19 protein-coding genes and 1 tRNA gene are annotated in these 18,156 nt (G+C 62.6%); 15 read left to right on the top strand and 5 right to left on the bottom strand.

The window, feature by feature from the left end; genetic code table 11:
* Window positions 1–231 precede the first annotated feature (231 nt).
* The 8 genes from BLU17_RS28755 (at window position 232) to BLU17_RS28720 (ending at window position 6,927) form a co-directional block, all read left to right on the top strand.
* Window positions 232–597, top strand: coding sequence for a DUF4212 domain-containing protein (locus BLU17_RS28755; RefSeq protein WP_092004952.1), 366 nt, complete (start codon window positions 232–234; stop codon window positions 595–597).
* Window positions 594–2,612, top strand: a complete 2,019-nt coding sequence (locus tag BLU17_RS28750) for a sodium:solute symporter family protein (protein ID WP_092004949.1) — start codon at window positions 594–596, stop codon at window positions 2,610–2,612. Before BLU17_RS28755 ends, BLU17_RS28750 begins: the two co-directional genes overlap by 4 nt.
* 327 nt (window positions 2,613–2,939) lie before the next feature.
* Window positions 2,940–3,494 carry a hypothetical protein gene (locus BLU17_RS28745; RefSeq protein ID WP_245747061.1) on the top strand — a complete coding sequence of 185 codons (555 nt, stop codon included), beginning with the start codon at window positions 2,940–2,942 and terminating at the stop codon, window positions 3,492–3,494.
* A 398-nt stretch (window positions 3,495–3,892) separates the two neighbouring features.
* The gene (locus BLU17_RS28740; RefSeq protein WP_245747060.1) at window positions 3,893–4,354 is read left to right on the top strand and encodes a cupin domain-containing protein; all 462 of its coding nucleotides are present in this window, start codon (window positions 3,893–3,895) and stop codon (window positions 4,352–4,354) included.
* Window positions 4,355–4,423: 69 nt separating this feature from the next.
* On the top strand, window positions 4,424–4,756 hold the full coding sequence (locus BLU17_RS28735) for a hypothetical protein (RefSeq protein WP_092004946.1): 333 nt from the start codon (window positions 4,424–4,426) through the stop codon (window positions 4,754–4,756).
* A gap of 61 nt (window positions 4,757–4,817) precedes the next feature.
* The gene (locus BLU17_RS28730; RefSeq protein WP_092004943.1) at window positions 4,818–5,633 is read left to right on the top strand and encodes an SDR family NAD(P)-dependent oxidoreductase; all 816 of its coding nucleotides are present in this window, start codon (window positions 4,818–4,820) and stop codon (window positions 5,631–5,633) included.
* Between the two features lie 43 nt (window positions 5,634–5,676).
* The gene (locus tag BLU17_RS28725; protein WP_092004940.1) at window positions 5,677–6,474 is read left to right on the top strand and encodes an SDR family NAD(P)-dependent oxidoreductase; all 798 of its coding nucleotides are present in this window, start codon (window positions 5,677–5,679) and stop codon (window positions 6,472–6,474) included.
* 57 nt (window positions 6,475–6,531) lie between these two features.
* Window positions 6,532–6,927 (top strand): VOC family protein, encoded by a 396-nt coding sequence (locus tag BLU17_RS28720; protein WP_092004980.1) that lies wholly within the window; start codon window positions 6,532–6,534, stop codon window positions 6,925–6,927.
* Between the two features lie 204 nt (window positions 6,928–7,131).
* Here the strand turns inward: BLU17_RS28720 and BLU17_RS28715 are convergent, their stop codons facing one another.
* Complete coding sequence (locus tag BLU17_RS28715; RefSeq protein ID WP_245747059.1) at window positions 7,132–8,091, bottom strand: helix-turn-helix domain-containing protein; 960 nt, start codon at window positions 8,089–8,091, stop codon at window positions 7,132–7,134.
* Window positions 8,092–8,434: 343 nt separating this feature from the next.
* Between BLU17_RS28715 and BLU17_RS32750 the strand changes: the two genes are divergently transcribed.
* Window positions 8,435–8,866: a hypothetical protein gene (locus BLU17_RS32750; RefSeq protein ID WP_143189368.1), complete on the top strand. Its 432-nt coding sequence runs from the start codon at window positions 8,435–8,437 to the stop codon at window positions 8,864–8,866.
* 285 nt (window positions 8,867–9,151) lie between these two features.
* Here the strand turns inward: BLU17_RS32750 and BLU17_RS28710 are convergent.
* A tRNA-Ser gene (locus BLU17_RS28710) sits at window positions 9,152–9,242 on the bottom strand.
* Between the two features lie 219 nt (window positions 9,243–9,461).
* Between BLU17_RS28710 and BLU17_RS28705 the strand changes: the two genes are divergently transcribed.
* Together BLU17_RS28705 and BLU17_RS28700 are read left to right on the top strand one after the other, a co-directional pair.
* Entirely contained in the window at window positions 9,462–10,667 is a 1,206-nt protein-coding gene (locus BLU17_RS28705) for a porin (RefSeq protein ID WP_092004934.1), read from the top strand.
* An 86-nt stretch (window positions 10,668–10,753) separates the two neighbouring features.
* Window positions 10,754–11,425 carry a nitroreductase family protein gene (locus BLU17_RS28700; RefSeq protein ID WP_092004930.1) on the top strand — a complete coding sequence of 224 codons (672 nt, stop codon included), beginning with the start codon at window positions 10,754–10,756 and terminating at the stop codon, window positions 11,423–11,425.
* Between the two features lie 49 nt (window positions 11,426–11,474).
* On the opposite strand, the gene BLU17_RS28695 is transcribed toward BLU17_RS28700, so the two are convergent.
* Entirely contained in the window at window positions 11,475–11,891 is a 417-nt protein-coding gene (locus BLU17_RS28695; RefSeq protein WP_092004927.1) for an HIT family protein, read from the bottom strand.
* Between the two features lie 242 nt (window positions 11,892–12,133).
* On the opposite strand from BLU17_RS28695, the gene cfa reads away from it, so the two are divergent.
* Window positions 12,134–13,303 (top strand): cyclopropane fatty acyl phospholipid synthase, encoded by a 1,170-nt coding sequence (gene cfa, locus BLU17_RS28690; protein ID WP_092004924.1) that lies wholly within the window; start codon window positions 12,134–12,136, stop codon window positions 13,301–13,303.
* Window positions 13,304–13,361: 58 nt separating this feature from the next.
* Here cfa and crcB read toward each other — a convergent pair whose 3' ends face one another.
* Window positions 13,362–13,742 (bottom strand): fluoride efflux transporter CrcB, encoded by a 381-nt coding sequence (gene crcB, locus BLU17_RS28685; RefSeq protein ID WP_092004921.1) that lies wholly within the window; start codon window positions 13,740–13,742, stop codon window positions 13,362–13,364.
* Window positions 13,743–13,977: 235 nt separating this feature from the next.
* The gene (locus BLU17_RS28680) at window positions 13,978–14,724 is read right to left on the bottom strand and encodes an SDR family oxidoreductase (protein WP_092004917.1); all 747 of its coding nucleotides are present in this window, start codon (window positions 14,722–14,724) and stop codon (window positions 13,978–13,980) included.
* A gap of 723 nt (window positions 14,725–15,447) precedes the next feature.
* On the opposite strand from BLU17_RS28680, the gene BLU17_RS28675 reads away from it, so the two are divergent.
* Genes BLU17_RS28675 through BLU17_RS28665 form a run of 3 tightly spaced genes read left to right on the top strand, consistent with a single transcriptional unit; the run spans window position 15,448 to window position 18,156 of the window.
* On the top strand, window positions 15,448–16,191 hold the full coding sequence (locus BLU17_RS28675; protein WP_092004977.1) for a (Fe-S)-binding protein: 744 nt from the start codon (window positions 15,448–15,450) through the stop codon (window positions 16,189–16,191).
* Window positions 16,188–17,582: a lactate utilization protein B gene (locus tag BLU17_RS28670; RefSeq protein WP_092004914.1), complete on the top strand. Its 1,395-nt coding sequence runs from the start codon at window positions 16,188–16,190 to the stop codon at window positions 17,580–17,582. The genes BLU17_RS28675 and BLU17_RS28670 overlap by 4 nt, the downstream gene beginning before the upstream one ends.
* Window positions 17,569–18,156, top strand: coding sequence for a LutC/YkgG family protein (locus BLU17_RS28665; RefSeq protein WP_092004911.1), 588 nt, complete (start codon window positions 17,569–17,571; stop codon window positions 18,154–18,156). The genes BLU17_RS28670 and BLU17_RS28665 overlap by 14 nt, the downstream gene beginning before the upstream one ends.

Raw genomic sequence — 18,156 nt, 5'->3', positions numbered from 1 at the left:
CGTTCGGGCAAGATCATGCGGCGCCTGCTGCGCTCGCTTGCGAAGGGCGAGGCGATCACGCAGGACGTTTCGACGCTGGAAAACCCGGCGATTCTCGACCAGCTCGGGGAGTCGCTCTAATCGCCCGACCACGCGCGGCGCCTTGTCCGGCGCCGCGCGTGGGGCGTTTTTCGCATCGATCCCCGCATTGCCCCGGATTGCCGGCCATACGCGTTTTTGCTACACAGGCGCATGGCCGCGCCACACACTACTCCGCAAAACAATTTCAATCCATTGCCTGAGCCACCTCCGGTGACGGAGGCGATGGCGTACGCGCATCGGCGCTACTGGCGCTTCAATATCGCGCTGATCGCCGTGCTCATGACCATCGGTTTCATCGTTTCGTTCGTCGCGCCGCTCTTTGCGCGCTCGCTCGCCGACGTGCGCTTCGCGGGCTTCAGCCTGCCGTTCTACCTCGGCGCACAGGGGGCGATTCTGCTCTATGTGCTGCTCGTGGCGATCTATATCGTGCTGATGCAGCGCGCCGACCGCGCGCTGCAAGCCGCGCTCGAAGCCGACGCCGCCATTCGCGAGGCAAGCAGGGCCCAGCAACGATGAAGCTCGCACACCGGCTCATCCGCTCCTACGCGCTCTATACGCTGGGCTTTCTCGCGTTCGTCTACGTGATGTGGCGCATCGAGCTTTCCACGGGCGCCGGCATGTGGATCGGCTATGTGTTCCTGTTCGTGCCGATCGCGGTCTACGCGGTGATCGGGCTGCTCTCGCGCACCTCGGATCTCGTCGAATACTACGTGGCGGGGCGGCGCGTGCCCTCGTTCTTCAACGGCATGGCGACGGCCGCCGACTGGCTCTCGGCCGCGTCGTTCATCGGGCTCGCGGGCTCGCTCTATGCGAGCGGCTACGACGGCCTCGCCTACCTGATGGGCTGGACCGGCGGCTACTGCCTCGTCGCGTTCCTGCTCGCGCCGTATGTGCGCAAACTTGCGCGCTATACGATTCCCGATTTCCTCGGCACGCGATTCTCGAGCAACCTCGTGCGCGCGCTCGCCGTGCTCGCGACTATCCTCTGCTCGTTCGTGTACCTCGTTGCGCAGATCCAGGGCGTGGGGCTGATCGCGACGCGCTTCATCGGCGTGGATTTCGCCATCGGCATTTTCTGCGGGCTGGCGGGCATACTCGTGTGCTCATTTCTCGGCGGCATGCGCGCCGTGACCTGGACCCAGGTCGCGCAATACATCATCCTCATCGCGGCCGTGCTGATTCCGGTTTCGCTGATCGCGCATCGCGACGGGCTCGGCTGGCTGCCGCAAGTCGAATACGGCAACGTGATGCAGCGCGTGGAGGCGCTCGAGCGCGACGTGCGCGGCGCGAGCGCCGAAGCGAACGTGCGCGACGCATACCGCAAGCGCGCGGCGCAGTGGCAAACGCGGCTCGACACGCTGCCGCGGTCGTATGTGGCGGAGAAGACGCATCTCGTCGAATCGCTCGCGGACCTGCGCCGCCACAATGGCCCGCTGCGCGACATCGATTCGCTGGAGCACGAGCTCAATGCGTTCCCGCGCGACGTCGACGCGGCGCGCATGATGTGGACGCGTCAGCGCGACGACCTGCTCGAGCGAGCCGCGCCGCCCGTGCCGATGAACGAACCGTTCCCGGCCGGCGACGAAGCCGAGCGGCGCATTCATCAACGCAACTTCCTTTCGCTGCTTTTGTGCCTCTCGCTCGGCACGGCGAGCCTGCCGCATATTCTCACGCGATACAACACGACGACGTCGGTGGCCTCGGCGCGCCGCTCGGTGGGGTGGACGCTCTTCTTCGTCGCGCTGTTCTACCTGACCGTGCCGGTGCTCGCGGTGCTGATCAAGTTCGAGATCCTCACGCATCTGGTGGGGCAGCGCTTCGACGATCTGCCGCACTGGGTGATGCAATGGCGACGCATCGAGCCTTATCTCATCAGCGTCGCCGATGTGAACGGCGACGGCGTGGTGCGCTGGAGCGACATCCAGATGCAGCCCGACATGGTGGTGCTCGCCGCGCCGGAAATCGCGGGGCTGCCGTACGTGATGTCGGGGCTCATTGCCTCGGGCGCGCTCGCGGCGGCGCTTTCGACCGCGGATGGCCTGCTGCTCACGATCTCCAACGTGCTCTCGCACGACGTGTACTACCACATGGTCGACCCGGGCGCGTCGAGCCAGCGGCGCGTGACGATGTCGAAGATCCTGCTGCTCGGCGTGGCGCTGTTCGCCTCGTATGTGGCCTCGCTCAACGCGGGCAACATTCTCTTTCTGGTGGGGGCCGCGTTTTCGCTCGCGGCGTCGAGCCTCTTTCCCGTGCTCGTGCTGGGCGTGTTCTGGAAGCGCACCACGCGCCTCGGCGCCGTGGCCGGCATGGTGGCGGGCCTGACCGTGTGCGTCTATTACATCGTCTCGACCTATCCCTTCTTCACGCAGCTCACGGGCTTCGCCGGCGGACGATGGTTCGGCATCGAGCCGATCAGCTCGGGAGTGTTCGGCGTGCCTGCCGGCTTTCTTGTTGCGATCGGCGTGAGCTTGCTCGACCGCAAGCCGGATGCGTATACGGTGGCGCTGGTGGACTATATCCGCCATCCGTGAGGGCGCGGACATCGTCGACGGTGTGCGGTCGATCACATGAATGACGAACGAGGCGGGTGATACGGCAATCTCTCGTTCCCGCGAACCGGTTGCGCGCTCAACAAAAAAATCATCGAGCGCGATGCAATGCGTCATCCATTTGCCAATCACAGGCTATTCGTCACGCATACTTTTTGGCGTCCCATCAAGTCTTTCGATTTTTGTCCGATAAATAGCGGGAGGCAGCGGTGCGGCGGACGGGGTATTCAGCTATATGCTGATTTGAGCCGCGGCCTCTGGCCGGTTTGCGGACCGGTCGTACTGGCATGATTAAAAAGCGAGGACCAAGTGAATAAAAGCAAGTTTGGCGCGGTAGTGGGGACGTGCGTCGTGGTCGCGATGCTGACCGGTTGCGAAACCACCAATTCGATTCCGTACAAGGCATCGACGGAAAACGTCATCGCGATTCAACAGCATTTGCAATCGAAGAAGGTCAGCGTCGCCGATATCGAGCTGGCGCCCGGCGTGGACGAAAGTCCGCTTTGCCGTCTCAACGGACCGGTCAAGGTCGCGCCCGGCAAGACGATTCCGCAGTACGTCAAGGAAGCGTTCCAGGAAGAGCTGTTCATGGCGCAGGCGTACGACGTGAAGGGCGCGGCCATCGAAGGGCGCATCGAGGAACTGAGCTTCAGCTCGGTCTCGCCGGCCAACTGGACGATCAAGATGCTCGTGAAGTCGGCGAACTCGCCTGGCTACGAGGTCTCGGTCAAGTACCAGTTCGACACGAGCTGGACCGCCATGTCGGCGTGCAAGAACGTGGCCGACGCCTTCGGGCCGGCAGTTCAGTCGCTGCTCAGGCAGGTCGTGACCAATCCGCAGTTCGCGGCGCTCGCCGGAAAGTAATCGCGGTTGACGCTTGTCGTGAAAGGCCCGCGCAAGCGGGCTTTTTTATAGCGTCCGATTCGACGAGTCCGGGGGAGCGCCTTGGTGGCCAAGTGCGATTTCGCGTGCCGCCGGCGTGAAATTCGCGGCAAATAGAACCAGAAAAAGCCGCTTGTTCGCGGGAGCCATTTGAAGCGCCCGGCGCCCGCTGCATCATGCAGCGAACGTTTGTTTTCCCGGCGCGAGTCCGGTTTTTCCGTCTCCTTTCTTCGTCCTCTTAAATCACGGCGGTTTTCGACTGCGCTGCCGTTCAACTGGTCCTGCACTGCCGTGCAAGCCGCGGCAGCGGCGTCGGCCTATTCTTGACTCACACCGAACCCCACCCGGTCCTCCGACCCGGATAAACGAAGGAGACAGTCATGCAAATGGCAACCCATTCTGCACTGAAAATCAAGGCGCACGTGGCGGAAGAAGCCGTGCAGCTCAACGATATTCCGTGGAAGCCGTTCCCCGACGCGCTTTCGGTTGGCGGCATTCGCTGGAAGTTTCTGCATGCGTCGCCGGAAATGGGCGCGTGGACCGCCATCTTCGATTGCCCCGCAGGCTCTTCGTTCAACGCGCACTTCCACGTGGGTCCGGGCGAATACCTGCTGACGAAGGGGCGCATGGACGTTCGCGGCGGCGCGGAACACGGTGGCGACACCGTCGTTGCACCGGCTTACGGCTATGAGTCGGCCAATGCGCGCCACGACAAGACCTACTTCCCGGTTGACTCCGAGTTCTACATGACGTTCCTCGGCCCCCTCGAGTTCATCACGGAAGACGGCACGCCCATTGTCGTCGTGACGTGGGACCAGGCCCAGCGCGCCTACATCGACTGATCGTACGGAAGTCAACGCAGGCCACTGACGCTGTCGCCAGCGGCCGCGTTTTCCATCGAAGGGGGCAACATGTCAGCAACCAGCCAGGTTTTCGACCACCATCTCGGCGCCTTCGCGAAGGGCCTCGATGAACTGCTCAAGGATTACGACGATCGCTCCGTCATTGTCACGCCTGAGAAGTCGTTCCGTGGTGTCGGCGAAATTCGCGCATTTTTCAGGGCCTTTCTCGACGGCGCGCAACCGGCGTTCTGGGACGCGTTCAAGGTGACCAGCAAGAGCACGGAAGGCGACATCGCGTACCTCGCGTGGGAAGCGAAGCCGTTCGTCACGATGGCGACGGACACGCTCTACGTGCAGGGCGACAAGATCGCCGTCCAGACGTTCACCGCGTTTTCGTCGTAATACATTAGTTACCCTAAACAGCGGTCCGTTAGGACCGAAATCTATATCAGTGGAGACACACATGGCGGGTAAACTCAATGGCCGCGTTGCGGTTGTTACCGGCTCAAGCTCCGGCAACGGGCGCGCGATTGCAATCGCCCTCGCAAGGGAAGGGGCGCACATCGTATGCTCCGACCTGAAAAAGAGTGCACTTTCCGGTGGGTATGAGAAGGACATCGAAATCGATACCGACGACGTGATCGCGCAGGCAGGCGGGAAGGCCACGTTCGTTGCTGCCGACGCGAGCAGGGCGGCCGATGTGCAAAGCGTTATCGACCACGCAGTCAGGACGTTCGGCAGGCTCGACATCATGGTGAACAACGCAGGCGTATTTACCGGCCTGCACAACATCATCGACGAAACCGAAGATCAGTACGACTTCACGATGAACATCAACGCCAAGGGCGTCTGGCTCGGCTGTAAATATGCAATCACACAGTTCATGAAGCAGGGACCGATGAAGAGCTCGACTGGCGCTGACCTGCGTGGACGCGTGGTGAATATCGCGAGCATCGGCGGCCTGGTTGGCCTCGCGCTGGAGCCGGCGTACTGTGCGTCGAAAGGCGCGGTAGTCAACCTGACGCGCGAGCTGGCGCTCGACTTCGCACCGGAGCGCATCAACGTGAATGCCATCTGCCCGGGCTTTCTTGCTACGGCAATGGTCCGCTCATTCCTCGAAAAGGACGAAACGAACAAGTTGCTGCACGATCTCACGCCGTGGCCGCGTGTGGGTGCTGCGGAAGATGTCGCGCGCGCCGCGGTTTTCCTGGCGTCGGACGACGCCGAGTGGATGACAGGCTCGATGCTCACCGTCGACGGTGCATTCACGGCGCGTTAGCGCTTGCCGCCATTGTATTCATATCGGCAAATGGAGATGCATCATGGACAGACTGAAAGGTAAGGTGGCCATCGTTACCGGCGCCAGTTCCGGATTTGGTCGAGGAATCGCAATGGCCTATGCGGCGCAAGGCGCAAAAGTCGTCGTGAGCGACATTCACGAAGAGCCTAACAAGGGTGGCTTCGAGCGTGATGCACAACTGACGACCGCTGCTGCCATCAGAAAGGCCGGTGGCGAGGCGACCTACGTGCAGTGCGATGTTACGAAGCAGGGCGACGTTGCCAATCTCGTCCAGGAAACAGCGCGCGTCTACGGCGGTCTCGATGTCATCGTGAACAACGCCGGCGTCTACCGAGCCGGCAAGCTCGCTCACGAGTTTGGCGTCGAAGACCTGGATACGTGTTTCGCCGTCAACGTGAAGGGCATGTGGTTCGGCTGCCAGGAGGCCATCAAGCTTTTCCTGAGGCAGGGCCGCGGCGGCAATATCGTCAACATCGTCTCGACCGCTGGCCTGCAGGGTCACCCCAGGCAATCCGTGTACAACATCTCGAAGGGTGCCGCGGCGAATCTGACCCGCTGTCTCGCCATCGAATACGGTCGCGAGAAGATTCGCGTCAACGGCATTTGCCCGACCTACGCCAAGACGTCGCTGACGCGGGCGCTGTTCGACGACAAGGACTTTGACAAGGCGTTCACCGATGTCATTCCGCTAAAGCGCTGGGGCGAGGTCGAGGATATTGCGAACCTCGCAATCTTCCTTGGTTCGGATGAGTCGAGCTACATCCACGGCGACCTGATTCGTATCGACGGCGGTGAAACGCTCTGCCGTTTCTCCGTCTAGCCCGTGACCGCTGGCGTGGGTTCTTCCACGCCAGCGTAAGTACTTTGGATGAAAAACGTGGCCAGGATTATTCACACCATGATTCGTGTGCACGACCTTGCGCGGTCGCTGCAGTTCTACCAGGATGCGCTTGGGCTGTCGGTGAATCACCGCCTCGACTTTCCCGAGTTTTCGCTCGTGTATCTGCGCAACGCGGAGAACGATTTCGAAATCGAGCTCACGTGGAACAAGGGGCGCGAGCCGGCTTACACGCACGGGGACGGATACGGCCACGTCGCAGTGGCAGTCGAGAATCTGGAAGCGGAGCATGGACGTATGGTGTCGCTAGGTATCGAGCCCGCACCGGTGAAGGCGTTCAAGCGCGGAGATGAGGTGCTGGCTCGTTTCTTCTTTATCCAGGACCCGGACGGTTACAAGATTGAAGTTCTCGAGCGTTCCGGGTACTACGCGTGAGCGTGCGATCGAGCATGACGCAACACCATCCCGTCGGTGCGCGTGGCATTCAGACCCGGCGCCGCATGGGGCTTTGGGTCTCATAGCTCTCCTTTTCACGCGCCGAATTTCCCCGTCTGTGACGCATGCCCCGCATACTTTCGGATGCGGGGCATGCGTCGTGTATTGTCGCGCGCACCTACGGGAAGTTTTGGGGCAGATGAATTACGGCGTCGTGCCGGCCCGGCGAGCATCGCTCGGTGATTGGCCGAACTTTTCCTTGAATACGCGGCAGAAGTGACTGGTCGAGTTGAACCCCCAGCGAAACGCAATCTCTCCAATCTGGAAGCGGTGATACGAAGGGTCCAGCAACGCCCGACGACAAGCATTCAGCCTGCTTTGCAGAACGAAGCCCGAGACGGTCATGTCGCTGCGCTGGAACAGCATGTGCAAATATCGTAGCGATATCCCGTTTGCCTCCGCGATATGCACTGGTGTCAGGTCCTCCTGATGGAGGTGTTGGAGGATGTAGTCCTGAACCTTGCGCAGCATTACCGCCGTTGCATCAAAAGGCGACGTCTGCTGCTGGCCGGATAGTGCGACGCCCAACAATTCGAGGGTCGAGCGACTGACCGTGCCTTGCACACTCGAGTCGAGCGTCGAAATCTGATTCGAAAGGGCGAGCAGGTGCACGGCTAATAGTGAGCCAACCCCCGTTTTGCTCTCGATGCGCCCGCCGGATGGTAAATGCTTTCGTTCGGGGACGTGCTCCCGCATGAGTGCCCAGGGAATCATCAGCGTGACTTTATGCAGACGTTCCATAACCTCGAACTGGACGACCTGGTCGGTCGTCCAGACCACGAGGTCTCCCGAATTCACTTCGACGCCGCTGTCGCCGATCCTGAAGCGCTCACGGCCACTCGTCGTCAGTTGCACGCCGATGTACAGCTCGTCGTCACGGTGCACGTGCTCGCGCGTACGCTCGCCAACACACGGGTCGCAGATGGTTTCGACGATTTCGGTCCCTGCAAAGTCGTGCCGACGAAGGGATGCGTAGAAAGTCGCAGGCAAGCGTTGCGGCACCTGCCATGCTCGATAGCTGCCGCTCAGGACTTCTTGCCAGGCATCCGTCCTGTCGCCGAGCGCAACATCTGCGGAGCACCAGCTAGTTGGCTGACTTAACACAGGATGTCTCCTTAGTCGCCCAGTCCGATCAGGTGGCCGGACGTACCTATACATTTTTGAATGTACGTCGCATCAAGGCCGCCATTCAGTAGGGGCTTCCCTAAACCTGTTATAAATTCTCGACCCTAATTTGGTAGCTCAGGTGCGGGTCCGTCTTTCCATGCCGTTCGTGGCGCTCAGCCGTGGTCGGCTCGGGCTTGCCAATACGCTCCGAAGAACACCGTCGACGCATCGAGGCAAAGCAATGGCTTGGAGAGCTGCTAGACTGTGCGGCAACTATTTCCAATCGATTTTTATGGTTTCGTTCCTGAAACCGTTGACTTACGTTTGTGGGTAATTTTTTATGCAAGATCAATTCATGCTCTCTGCTTGGGTAAGATACGGGGAACACAAAACACTTAAAGATTGCCGACTTCCTGGAATCTATGTGCTGGCTCATTTTAAGAAGCCACCAGTATCAACGGCCTCCGTCACCTCAAAAGAGGTAATTTATATCGGAGAAACAACTGGGCAAGATATCGCAAAGAGATTGTATCAATTCGGCCGTTCCGCATTTAAGCGGCTCCCGGCACATAGCGGAGGGTGGAGATATTCCGACGAGTTCCTGGGTAGCTCTGAAATCGATCAACCACCCAACAATCTGTATGTTTCCATCATGGGTGTAAATCAATCTGACACGGAACAGGCAACAGTTTACATAAAATATCTTGAACGGTCTGCGATTTGGTTATTTTTTCAAAAAAACAAATCTCTCCCGCGCTGCAATGCTGCGTGATGGGTTGTCACCCAACGTCGCACATCGCAGAAGAATAGATACCGGCCGTCAAAAGGAATTCCGCCATTGAGCAGAATTCCTTTTGACGGCCGGAGCAGAATTGAAGCGATGTTCTTGTCGCCGACCTGACACTGCGAATTGCAGGCGGGAGTAGAACACGCCATGACGTGACTGACTGATGCGGCCTGGTATCTTCAACGTCTTGATGGAAGCGGCGCCCCAACGAGGTACATCAAGCCGTGAGCCATGAAAAAAGCCGTTGAAAAATCAACGGCTTATGTATTCTGGCGGAGAGAGGGGGATTCGAACCCCCGATAGGCTATTAACCTATACACGCTTTCCAGGCGTGCGACTTAAACCACTCATCCATCTCTCCGGCGGGACGCGAATTATAGCAGAGTCCGCGCCCCGGAGGAAAGCCGTCGCGCAGCACCTGGCACGGCTTGCGCTTTGAAAAGTCCGCCGCACTCCCTAAGCAACGCAGAAATCGTTCGTTCCCCGCTAGCGGGGCTTTCCGTATGGTGTGCCGCACGGCCTTGCAGGCGCTTCGCAGGGACCGCGCAGCGACAAACACAACACGCAACGGAAATCCCGTATGAACAACAAAAAAGACCACCTCTCACGCCGCCCGTTTCCTGCTGCCCTCGTGCTCGCCATTGCCGCGGCAGGCGCCACGACTGCCATAAGCGCTCGTGCGCAAGGCAGCGTCACCCTGTACGGCATCGTCGACGCCGGCATCGCTTACGTGCACAACGCGCAGGGCGCGAGCGGCCAGAACCAGTCGACGCTCGTCAAGCTGAGCAGCGGCAATCTCTCGGGCAGCCGCTGGGGCCTGCGCGGCAGCGAGGACCTCGGCAATGGCCTCGCCGCGATCTTCCAGCTCGAAAATGGCTTCAACGTAGGCACCGGCGCGCTCGGGCAGGGTAGCCGCGAGTTCGGCCGCAAGTCCATCGTCGGCCTCGCCAGTGCGACGTGGGGTACGCTCACGCTCGGCCGCCAGTACGACCCACTCGTCGATCTCGTGCAGCCGGTCACCGCGGACGGCCCGTTCGGCGGCGTATTCGGCACGCCAGGCGATCTCGACAACTACGACAACAGCCTGCGCGTAAGCAATTCGGTGAAGTACACGAGCCCGGTCGTCGCGGGCCTGCAGTTCGAGGCGCTTTACGGCTTTGGCGGCGTGGCGGGCGCGACCGGCAGCGGCCAGACATACAGTTTCGGCGCCGCTTACTCGAACGGGCCGCTCTCGCTCGCAGCCGGCTATTTCTTCGCCAACGGCGGCAGCACGCTCACCTCGGGCGTGCGCACCTGGGCGAGCAGTTCGGACAGTCTCTTCAACACGGTCATCAATCAGGGTTTCGCGAGCGCGAGCTCTATCCAGATCGTGCGCGCGGGCGGCAGCTATGCGGTCGGCGCGTTGAGCTTCGGCCTCGCTTATTCGAATACGCAATACGCAGACGATGCGTACTCGACCTTCCACCAGACCGCGAAATTCAACAGCGGATCCGCGTTCCTGAACTACCAGGCGACCGCGGCATTGCGCGCGGGCGTGGGCTATAACTACACGTCGCTCACGGGTCCGGCGTCGGCGCACTACAACCAGGTCAACCTTGGTGGCGGCTACTCGCTATCCAAACGCACCGATCTTTACGCGCTCGCCGGTTACCAGAAGGCGAGCGGCCGCACGCTCGACGCGAAGGGGGCGAGCGTCGCCGCACAGGCCTCGATCGGCGACTTCGGCGTGAGCGCGGGCGCGGACAATCAGGCGCTCGTCGTGGTGGGCATCCGCCACAAGTTCTGATGCATGCTTCGAGGTCCGCAGCGTGCCTCGGCGGCCGCGCGATGGATGGCCGATAATGCTTCGTCGATCCATCGAGGAGAACCCGCTTGAACGTCAGCGAAGCCGTCACCAGCCGCAAGTCCGTTCGTCAGTTCCTGAACGATCCCGTGGATCCTGGCGTGATCCGCCGCGTGCTCGATACCGCGGCGCGCGCCCCCTCGGGCGGCAACCTCCAGCCGTGGCATGTGCACGTCGTGGGAGGCGAGTCGCTCGCGAAGCTCAAGGCGATCATGGTCGATCGCATTGCGCAGGCGCCAGCGGGTGAGCCGACGGAGTACGACGTCTATCCGCGCGAACTGGGTTCGCCGTACCGCGAGCGGCGCTATCAGGTGGGCGAAGACCTTTATCGCAGCATCGGCGTGGCGCGCGAGGACCGGCCGGGCAGGCTGCGCCAGTTCGCACGTAACTACGCATTCTTCGATGCGCCGCTGGCGCTCTTTTGCAGCGTGGATCGTCAGATGGGGCCGCCGCAGTGGGCCGATCTCGGCATGTTCCTGCAGACAGTGATGCTGCTTCTGCGCGAAGCCGGCCTGCATAGCTGCGCGCAGGAATGCTGGGCGCGCTATGCGCAGAGCGTTGGCGAGTTTCTCGCCTTGCCGCCCGAGCGGATGCTCTTTTGCGGCATGGCGATCGGTTACGAAGATGCCGGCGCGCCCATCAACCAGTGGCGTTCGGCGCGCGCGCCGCTCGAAGCATTCGCGCAGTTCGACGGCATCTGAACCGCCTTTGAACCTGGCGGGCAGGGCTACTCCTTGCCCTACACCTGGCTTACAGCGCGGCGCGAATGCGCGCAGCCAGCGTTTCGAGCTGCGCCATGTCGGCCATCTCGCGCGCATGCGGGCGCAACGCTTCTCCGGCGCGGCGCGGAATCACGTGGAAATGCACGTGCGGCACCGTTTGCCCGGCCGCGGCGCCGTTGAACTGCGCGATCAGCAGGCCCTCGGGCGCGAGCACCTTGCGCACCGCGGCCGCCATCTTCTGCACGGTCGCCATCGCGGCCGCGCCGGCTTCGGGCGAAAGGTCGTAAATGAACTCGGCGCCTTCCTTCGGCAGCACGAGCACGTGGCCTTCGGATTGCGGCATCACGTCCATGATCGCGAGCGTCGCGTCGTCTTCGTACACCTTGATGCAGGGGGCTTCGCCACGCAGGATGCGCGCGAAGATGTTCTTGTCGTCGTAGGCCATGGTCAGTGTCTCCGGCTTGGGCGCGTTGCGTGCTCGCGCATGCCGATGCGGATTCTATCGAATTGAACTGGCGATTATGGCCTGTGCGGTGCGGGCTGTGCGTGTTCCTGCACATTTTTTGAAGCGGGTGCATCATAGAGCCTCTCGCAGTGCGCACGACGACGAATGTTTTCATAGCAACCTTCTTGTTTGGGACCGGAGAAAGGCGTCAGGAAGCCAACGCCGGTTGACACGGAGCACGTATGGCAACGACTGATCTCGAAGCAGCCCATCCCGCCCGCGAGTCGACGGGGTCGGGGGCCTGGCGGTTCGCATCACAGCTATTGGCACGCGCAGACGTGAAGCTCAACGGCACCCGGCCGTGGGACATGCGCATCCACGACCCGCAGGTGCCCGAGCGCGTGCTGGCGCTAGGCAACCTGGGCCTCGGCGAGGCCTACATGGACGGCCAGTGGGATTGCGAGCAGCTCGACGAATTCTTTGCGCACGTGCTGCGCGCGCATCTGGACGATCAGATCGACCCCGCCCGTCTCGTCTTCCACGCGCTCAGGGCGCGCCTCATGAACCGCCAGACCGTGCGCCGCGCCTGGAAGGTGGGCCAGCAGCACTACGACATCGGCAACGACTTCTACGAGGCCATGCTCGACAAGCGCATGACCTACACGTGCGGCTACTGGTCGGGCGGCGCGAAGACGCTCGACGAGGCGCAGGAGGCCAAGCTCGATCTCATCTGCCGCAAGCTCGGGCTCGAGCGGGGCATGCGTCTGCTCGACATCGGCTGCGGCTGGGGTAGCCTCATGAAGTTCGCAGCCGAGCATTACGGCGTGTCGTGCGTGGGCGTGACGATCTCGAAGGAGCAGGCCGCGCTGGGCGCCGGGCGCTGCAAGGACCTGAGCGTGGAATTTCGTCTGCAGGACTACCGGCTGCTCGACGAAAAGTTCGACCGCATCGCGAGCGTGGGCATGTTCGAGCACGTGGGCCCGAAGAACTATCGCACGTACATGGAAGTGGCCCAGCGCTGCCTCGTCGACGACGGCCTTTTCCTGCTGCATACCATCGGCAAGAACCGCCGCGACACCACGCCCGATCCCTGGATCGACAAATACATTTTCCCGAACGGCGAGCTGCCGACCATCGGCCAGATCGCCGACGCCTCGGGAGGCCTCTTCGTCACCGAAGACCTGCACAACTTCGGCGCCGACTATGACCGCACGCTGATGGCGTGGCACGCGAATTTCGAGGCCGCGTGGCCGCGTTTCAAGGCGCAGATGGGCGAGCGGTTCTACCGCATGTGGCGTTACTACCTGCTTTCGTGCGCCGGGGCGTTTCGCGCGCGCGACATCCAGCTTTGGCAGTGGGTGTTTTCGAAGGACGGTTTGCCGGGCGGCTATCAGCGTCCTGCGTTGGGCTGATCGCTCGACCGCCTGGTCGCGCGGCCGCGTTTCGCGAGAAGCGGGCGCGGCCGTTTTCTTACCGGATGAGGGCGGAGACCGTGGCGATACCAAGGATCGTCATGACGACCGAGGCGCACACGTGGATTGCGATTTCGCCCGCGGCCCAGCCGAAGCGCCCGTGCTGCAGATGCGAGACGACTTCGGCGGAAAACGTCGAGAACGTCGAGAGGCCGCCCATCAGCCCGGTGATGACGAACAGCCGCCATTCGGCGGAAAGCTGCGGCATGCGCCCGAAGAACGCGACAGCGACGCCGATCACATAGCCCGCGATGATGTTCGATGCGAGCGTGCCGAGCGGCAGCTCCGGGTAGACGGCATTCAGGCGCAGGCCAAGGACCCAGCGCAACAGCGAACCGAGCGCGCCGCCGATGCCGACGGCGAGGATGGACAGATACATGGTCTGAAATGGTTGAGGGCGCACTGAGTGGGCACCGGCGCGCCGGCCGCCCGGCCCGCTTTGCGCACGCTTTGTGCATGCTTCGAGCACGTTTCGTGGCCGCTGGTGCCGTCGTTTGCACCGGTGGTACCGTTTTCGTGCTCGGAGTGTAGCACCGGCGGCAGGCGGCCGGTTTCCCGCCGCGATCCCCGGCCTTCATTCCATGGTTTGCCATTCACTGCGGGCACGCGGCGCGTCAGACGATCCCGCCGTTTGCGCGCAGGACCTGGCCGTTGATCCAGCCGCCGTCCGGACCCGCGAGGAACGACACCAGCCCGGCGATGTCGCCGGGTTGCCCGAGGCGCTGCAGCGGCGGCATGTTCGCGAAGTGCCGGACCTGCTCGTCGGTCTTGCCATTGAGGAACAGTTCCGTCGCGACCGGCCCCGGCGCGACCGCGTTTACGCAGATGGCGCGCCCGCGCAGCTCGCGCGCGAATACGCGCGTGATCGCTTCCACGGCGGCCTTGCTTGCCGTATAGAGCGCGTAGCCGGGCAGGTTCATCGCGAGCGCCGACGTCGAGAAGTTGATTACGCGGCCGCCTTCCGCGAGCTTTGTCGCCGCTTCGCGCAGCGTGTTGAGCGTGCCGCGCACGTTGATGTCGAAGGTTTCGTCGTAGAGGGCATCGGTCGATTCGGCGATCGTGACGGTCTTCATGATGCCGGCGTTGTTCACGAGCACGGTGGGCTGGCCCAGCTTTTCGGCGGTGGTTTCGAAGAGCCGGCGCACCTCGTCGGCCTTCGCGATGTCCGCCTTCACCGCGATGGCGCGGCCGCCAACCGTTGCGATCTTCGCGACGAGCGCCTCGGCGCCGGCGCTGCTGGACGCGTAGTTGACGACGACGGCATAGCCGTCGCGCGCGAGACGTTCGGCGATGGCGGCGCCGATGCCGCGCGAGGCGCCCGTGACGATGGCGACGCCGCCTGAGTTCGTGGATGCGTTCATGTTCGTGCTTCCTTTTCGTGGATGTTGAGAACGGGTTCGATCATGAACGAAAGGGGGGCGGCGATCATTGCGTGCCGCCGGGTTTCATTATTCCATTTCAATTAACAATGGTGCATGCCGCCGAAGCGCTGCGCGGGATCGGCCAATTGTGCGCATTGACCCACCGTGTCCGCCTGTCCGCCGTCCACCACGCGCAGCGCATGACCGAGCAGGTTGGTCCGGTCGCTCGCGCCAAATCCGTACTCCGAAGCATTTGTGTCCGCACCGGCGAGCGTTCGACGCGGGATCGGCGAGCATGAGCAGCGAATCGTTGATGATGAGCGTGTAGCCGGGATTCGCCTCCATGCGGGTTTTCACGTTCGGATTCGCGATCTTCCGGAAACGTGCGGTCTGACCGTCGGTGCCGCGTGCGGAAGGTGAGCATTTCAGGCGCGAGTGGGGCATACGCGTTTCCCCGCGGCCACTATTTCGCATACGAGGTGAAACCGCGGGGCGCGGAGGTCTCGTTCGACATTCCCGGGCTGGATACGTCGTGGCAATGCGCGCCCGCGTTGCGTTTCGGTTTCGCCTGTATCTCCAACGACGTGCATCCGGGCGGTAGTTCTTCTGCGCGGCTGCGGCAGTCATGATGCGCCGCGGCATGCCGCGGCGCGCGTGCGGGCGCGACCCTTCGCGCAGTTCGGCAGTAGAATGTTCGGGTCCGCTTTTCGTGTGAGCCTGCGCATGAAAGTCGCCTTGTTCGTCCCTTGTTTCATCGACGCGTTTTACCCCGAAGTCGGTATCGCGACGCTCGAATTGCTGGAACGCTTCGGCTGCGAGGTCGACTATCCGCTCGAGCAAACCTGCTGTGGCCAGCCCATGGCCAACAGCGGCGCGCAGGCCGAGGCGGCCGGCGCGGAGCGTGTGTTCGCGCGCGCCTTCGCTGGCTACGACTATATTGTCGGACCTTCCGCGAGTTGCGTGAATCACGTGCGGGACCACTTCGACGCAATCGAGCAAACCAGCGAAGTGCGTCAGGTCCGCGAGAGCACCTACGAGCTCGTCGAGTTCCTGCACGACGTGCTCGGTGCCCGCGAGTTCCCCTGGGCCGAATTCCCCTGGCGCGTGGGCCTGCACAACAGTTGCAGCGCGCTGCGTCATCTGCATGAAGCCTCCGTTTCCGAGGTGGCCGGTCCGGCATTTTCGAAGCCGCTCGCGCTGCTCGAACACGTGAAGGGCATCGAGTTCGTGAAGCCCGCGCGTCCCGACGAATGCTGCGGCTTCGGCGGCACGTTCGCCGTGACGGAAGAGGCGGTGTCGGTCCGCATGGGCCAGGACAAGGTCGTCGATCACGTGAGCGCGGGCGCGCAGTACATCGTTTCGGCCGACATGTCCTGCCTCATGCACCAGCAGGGCTGCGCCGAGCGCATGAGCGCGGACATCCGCTTCATCCATATCGCCCAGGTGCTCAACGGAGCGCGCGAATGAAGCGTGTCGAACATGCGAAGCTGGCCGGCGCGTTTCTCTCGCGGCCCGAGCACGTCGCCTTTCACGACAAGCGTCTGTGGGACTTGCGCTCGAAGCGCGACGCACAGGCCCACGCCATTCCCGAATGGGAAACGCTGCGCACGCTCGCGTCGCAGATCAAGGCGCATACGCTCTCGCATCTGGCCGACTACCTCGACCAGTTCACGCGTACGGCCGAAGCCAACGGCGTGCAGGTGCATTTCGCCGATACGGCGGAGGAACACAACGAAATCGTCCATCGCATTCTGAGCGAGCGCGGCATGACGGCGCTCGTGAAGAGCAAGTCGATGCTCACCGACGAGTGCGAGATGCGCCCGTACCTGGAGTCGCGCGGCATTTCGGTGATGGAGACCGACCTCGGCGAGCGCATCCAGCAACTCGACAGGCAGCCGCCCAGCCATATCGTCGTGCCCGCCGTGCACAAGTTGCGCGACGACGTGGCCGAAGTGTTCGGCCGCACCATAGGCACCGATCCGCACAACAACGACATTCATTATCTGGCCGAAAGCCAGCGCATGAATACGCGGCCGTGGTTCGTGCGCGAGAAAACGGCGGGCATGACGGGCTGCAACTTCGCGGTGGCCGAAACGGGTACCGTGGTGGTGTGCACCAACGAAGGCAACGCGGACCTTTGCGCGAACGTGCCGCCGTTGCACATCGTTTCGATGGGTATCGAGAAGCTCATTCCGCGCCTTTCCGATCTCGGCGTGTTCGTGCGCATGCTCTCGCGCAGCGCGCTCGGTTCGCCGATCACGCAGTACACCTCGCACTTTCGTGCGCCGCGGCCGGGCGCGGAAATGCATTTCGTGCTTGTCGACAACGGCCGCTCCGAGCGGCTCGCCATGCCCGGGTTCTGGTATTCGCTCAAGTGCATCCGCTGCGGCGCATGCATGAATACGTGCCCCGTGTACCGGCGCAGCGGCGGCCTGTCGTACGGCAGCACCTATGCAGGGCCGATCGGCGCGATCATCAACCCCACTTTCGATCTCAAACGCTTCAGCGCATTGCCGTTCGCCTCGACGCTCAACGGCAGCTGCACCAACGTGTGCCCCGTGAAGATCAATATTCACGAGCAGATCTATCAGTGGCGGCAGGTCATCGCGGCGCAGCACGAATTGCCGTTCGTGAAGCAGGAAGTGCTCAAGATGGCGGGGCGATTGCTCGGCAGTCCGACGCTTTATCGCGGGGCGGTGACTTCGCTCGAAGGCGCGTTGCGGCGCCTGCCCAATTTCATGCTCTACAACCCGCTCAACATCTGGGGCAAGCAGCGCGATCTGCCGCATGTGCCGCGCACCACATTCTATGCGTGGTACCGGAAGAACCGCAAGGGAGGCGGCAATGGCGGATCGTGAGGCGTTTCTCGCGCGCGTGCGCGCGGCGCAGCCCGCGCACGAACCGTTGCCCGAAGTGCCGCTTTTCGCGGCGCCGGCGGGCGACTTGCGCGAGCGCTTTGCCGCCGCGCTCGAACTGATGGGCGGCGGCGAAGCACGGGCGCAAAGCGCGGCCGACGTGCGCGCGCTGATCGTGCAGCGCTTCGGCGACGAGGCGCGTATCGCTTCGGCCACGCCCGAGGTGCAGGGCACGCGCGGGATCGACGCAGCCACGAAGGCGGTGTCGCTCGAAGACGTCGACGTCGGCGTGGTACGCGCGCGCTTCGGCGTGGCGGAGACGGGCTCGTTGTGGCTGAGCGAGCGCGAGTACGTCGTGAACGCACTCGGCTATATCGCGCAGCATCTGGTGGTGTTGCTCGATCCCGGGCAACTGGTGGCGGGGCTGCAGGACGCGTACCGGCGCGATGATTTCCGTGGCGCACGCTATGCGGCGCTCGTCACGGGGCCGTCGGCGACGGCCGATATCGAAGGCGTGCTGATCCGGGGCGCGCAAGGGGTGAGGTCGTTGACGGTGGTATGGTTGCCGGCGCCGTGA

Origin of the sequence: Paraburkholderia lycopersici (assembly GCF_900096975.1) — a bacterium.
GTDB classification, from domain to species: Bacteria; Pseudomonadota; Gammaproteobacteria; order Burkholderiales; family Burkholderiaceae; genus Paraburkholderia; species Paraburkholderia lycopersici.
The sequence above is the reverse complement of the archived record's forward strand: the minus strand, read 5'-3'. Positions and strand labels throughout refer to the sequence as shown.

Coding starts and splice junctions, on each gene's coding strand:
- BLU17_RS28755 (WP_092004952.1), top strand. CDS start 232: ATGGCCGCGCCACACACTACTCCGCAAAACAATTTCAATCCATTGCCT.
- BLU17_RS28750 (WP_092004949.1), top strand. CDS start 594: ATGAAGCTCGCACACCGGCTCATCCGCTCCTACGCGCTCTATACGCTG.
- BLU17_RS28740 (WP_245747060.1), top strand. CDS start 3,893: ATGCAAATGGCAACCCATTCTGCACTGAAAATCAAGGCGCACGTGGCG.
- BLU17_RS28735 (WP_092004946.1), top strand. CDS start 4,424: ATGTCAGCAACCAGCCAGGTTTTCGACCACCATCTCGGCGCCTTCGCG.
- BLU17_RS28730 (WP_092004943.1), top strand. CDS start 4,818: ATGGCGGGTAAACTCAATGGCCGCGTTGCGGTTGTTACCGGCTCAAGC.
- BLU17_RS28725 (WP_092004940.1), top strand. CDS start 5,677: ATGGACAGACTGAAAGGTAAGGTGGCCATCGTTACCGGCGCCAGTTCC.
- BLU17_RS32750 (WP_143189368.1), top strand. CDS start 8,435: ATGCAAGATCAATTCATGCTCTCTGCTTGGGTAAGATACGGGGAACAC.
- BLU17_RS28705 (WP_092004934.1), top strand. CDS start 9,462: ATGAACAACAAAAAAGACCACCTCTCACGCCGCCCGTTTCCTGCTGCC.
- BLU17_RS28695 (WP_092004927.1), bottom strand. CDS start 11,891: ATGGCCTACGACGACAAGAACATCTTCGCGCGCATCCTGCGTGGCGAA.
- cfa (WP_092004924.1), top strand. CDS start 12,134: ATGGCAACGACTGATCTCGAAGCAGCCCATCCCGCCCGCGAGTCGACG.
- crcB (WP_092004921.1), bottom strand. CDS start 13,742: ATGTATCTGTCCATCCTCGCCGTCGGCATCGGCGGCGCGCTCGGTTCG.
- BLU17_RS28680 (WP_092004917.1), bottom strand. CDS start 14,724: ATGAACGCATCCACGAACTCAGGCGGCGTCGCCATCGTCACGGGCGCC.
- BLU17_RS28675 (WP_092004977.1), top strand. CDS start 15,448: ATGAAAGTCGCCTTGTTCGTCCCTTGTTTCATCGACGCGTTTTACCCC.
- BLU17_RS28670 (WP_092004914.1), top strand. CDS start 16,188: ATGAAGCGTGTCGAACATGCGAAGCTGGCCGGCGCGTTTCTCTCGCGG.
- BLU17_RS28665 (WP_092004911.1), top strand. CDS start 17,569: ATGGCGGATCGTGAGGCGTTTCTCGCGCGCGTGCGCGCGGCGCAGCCC.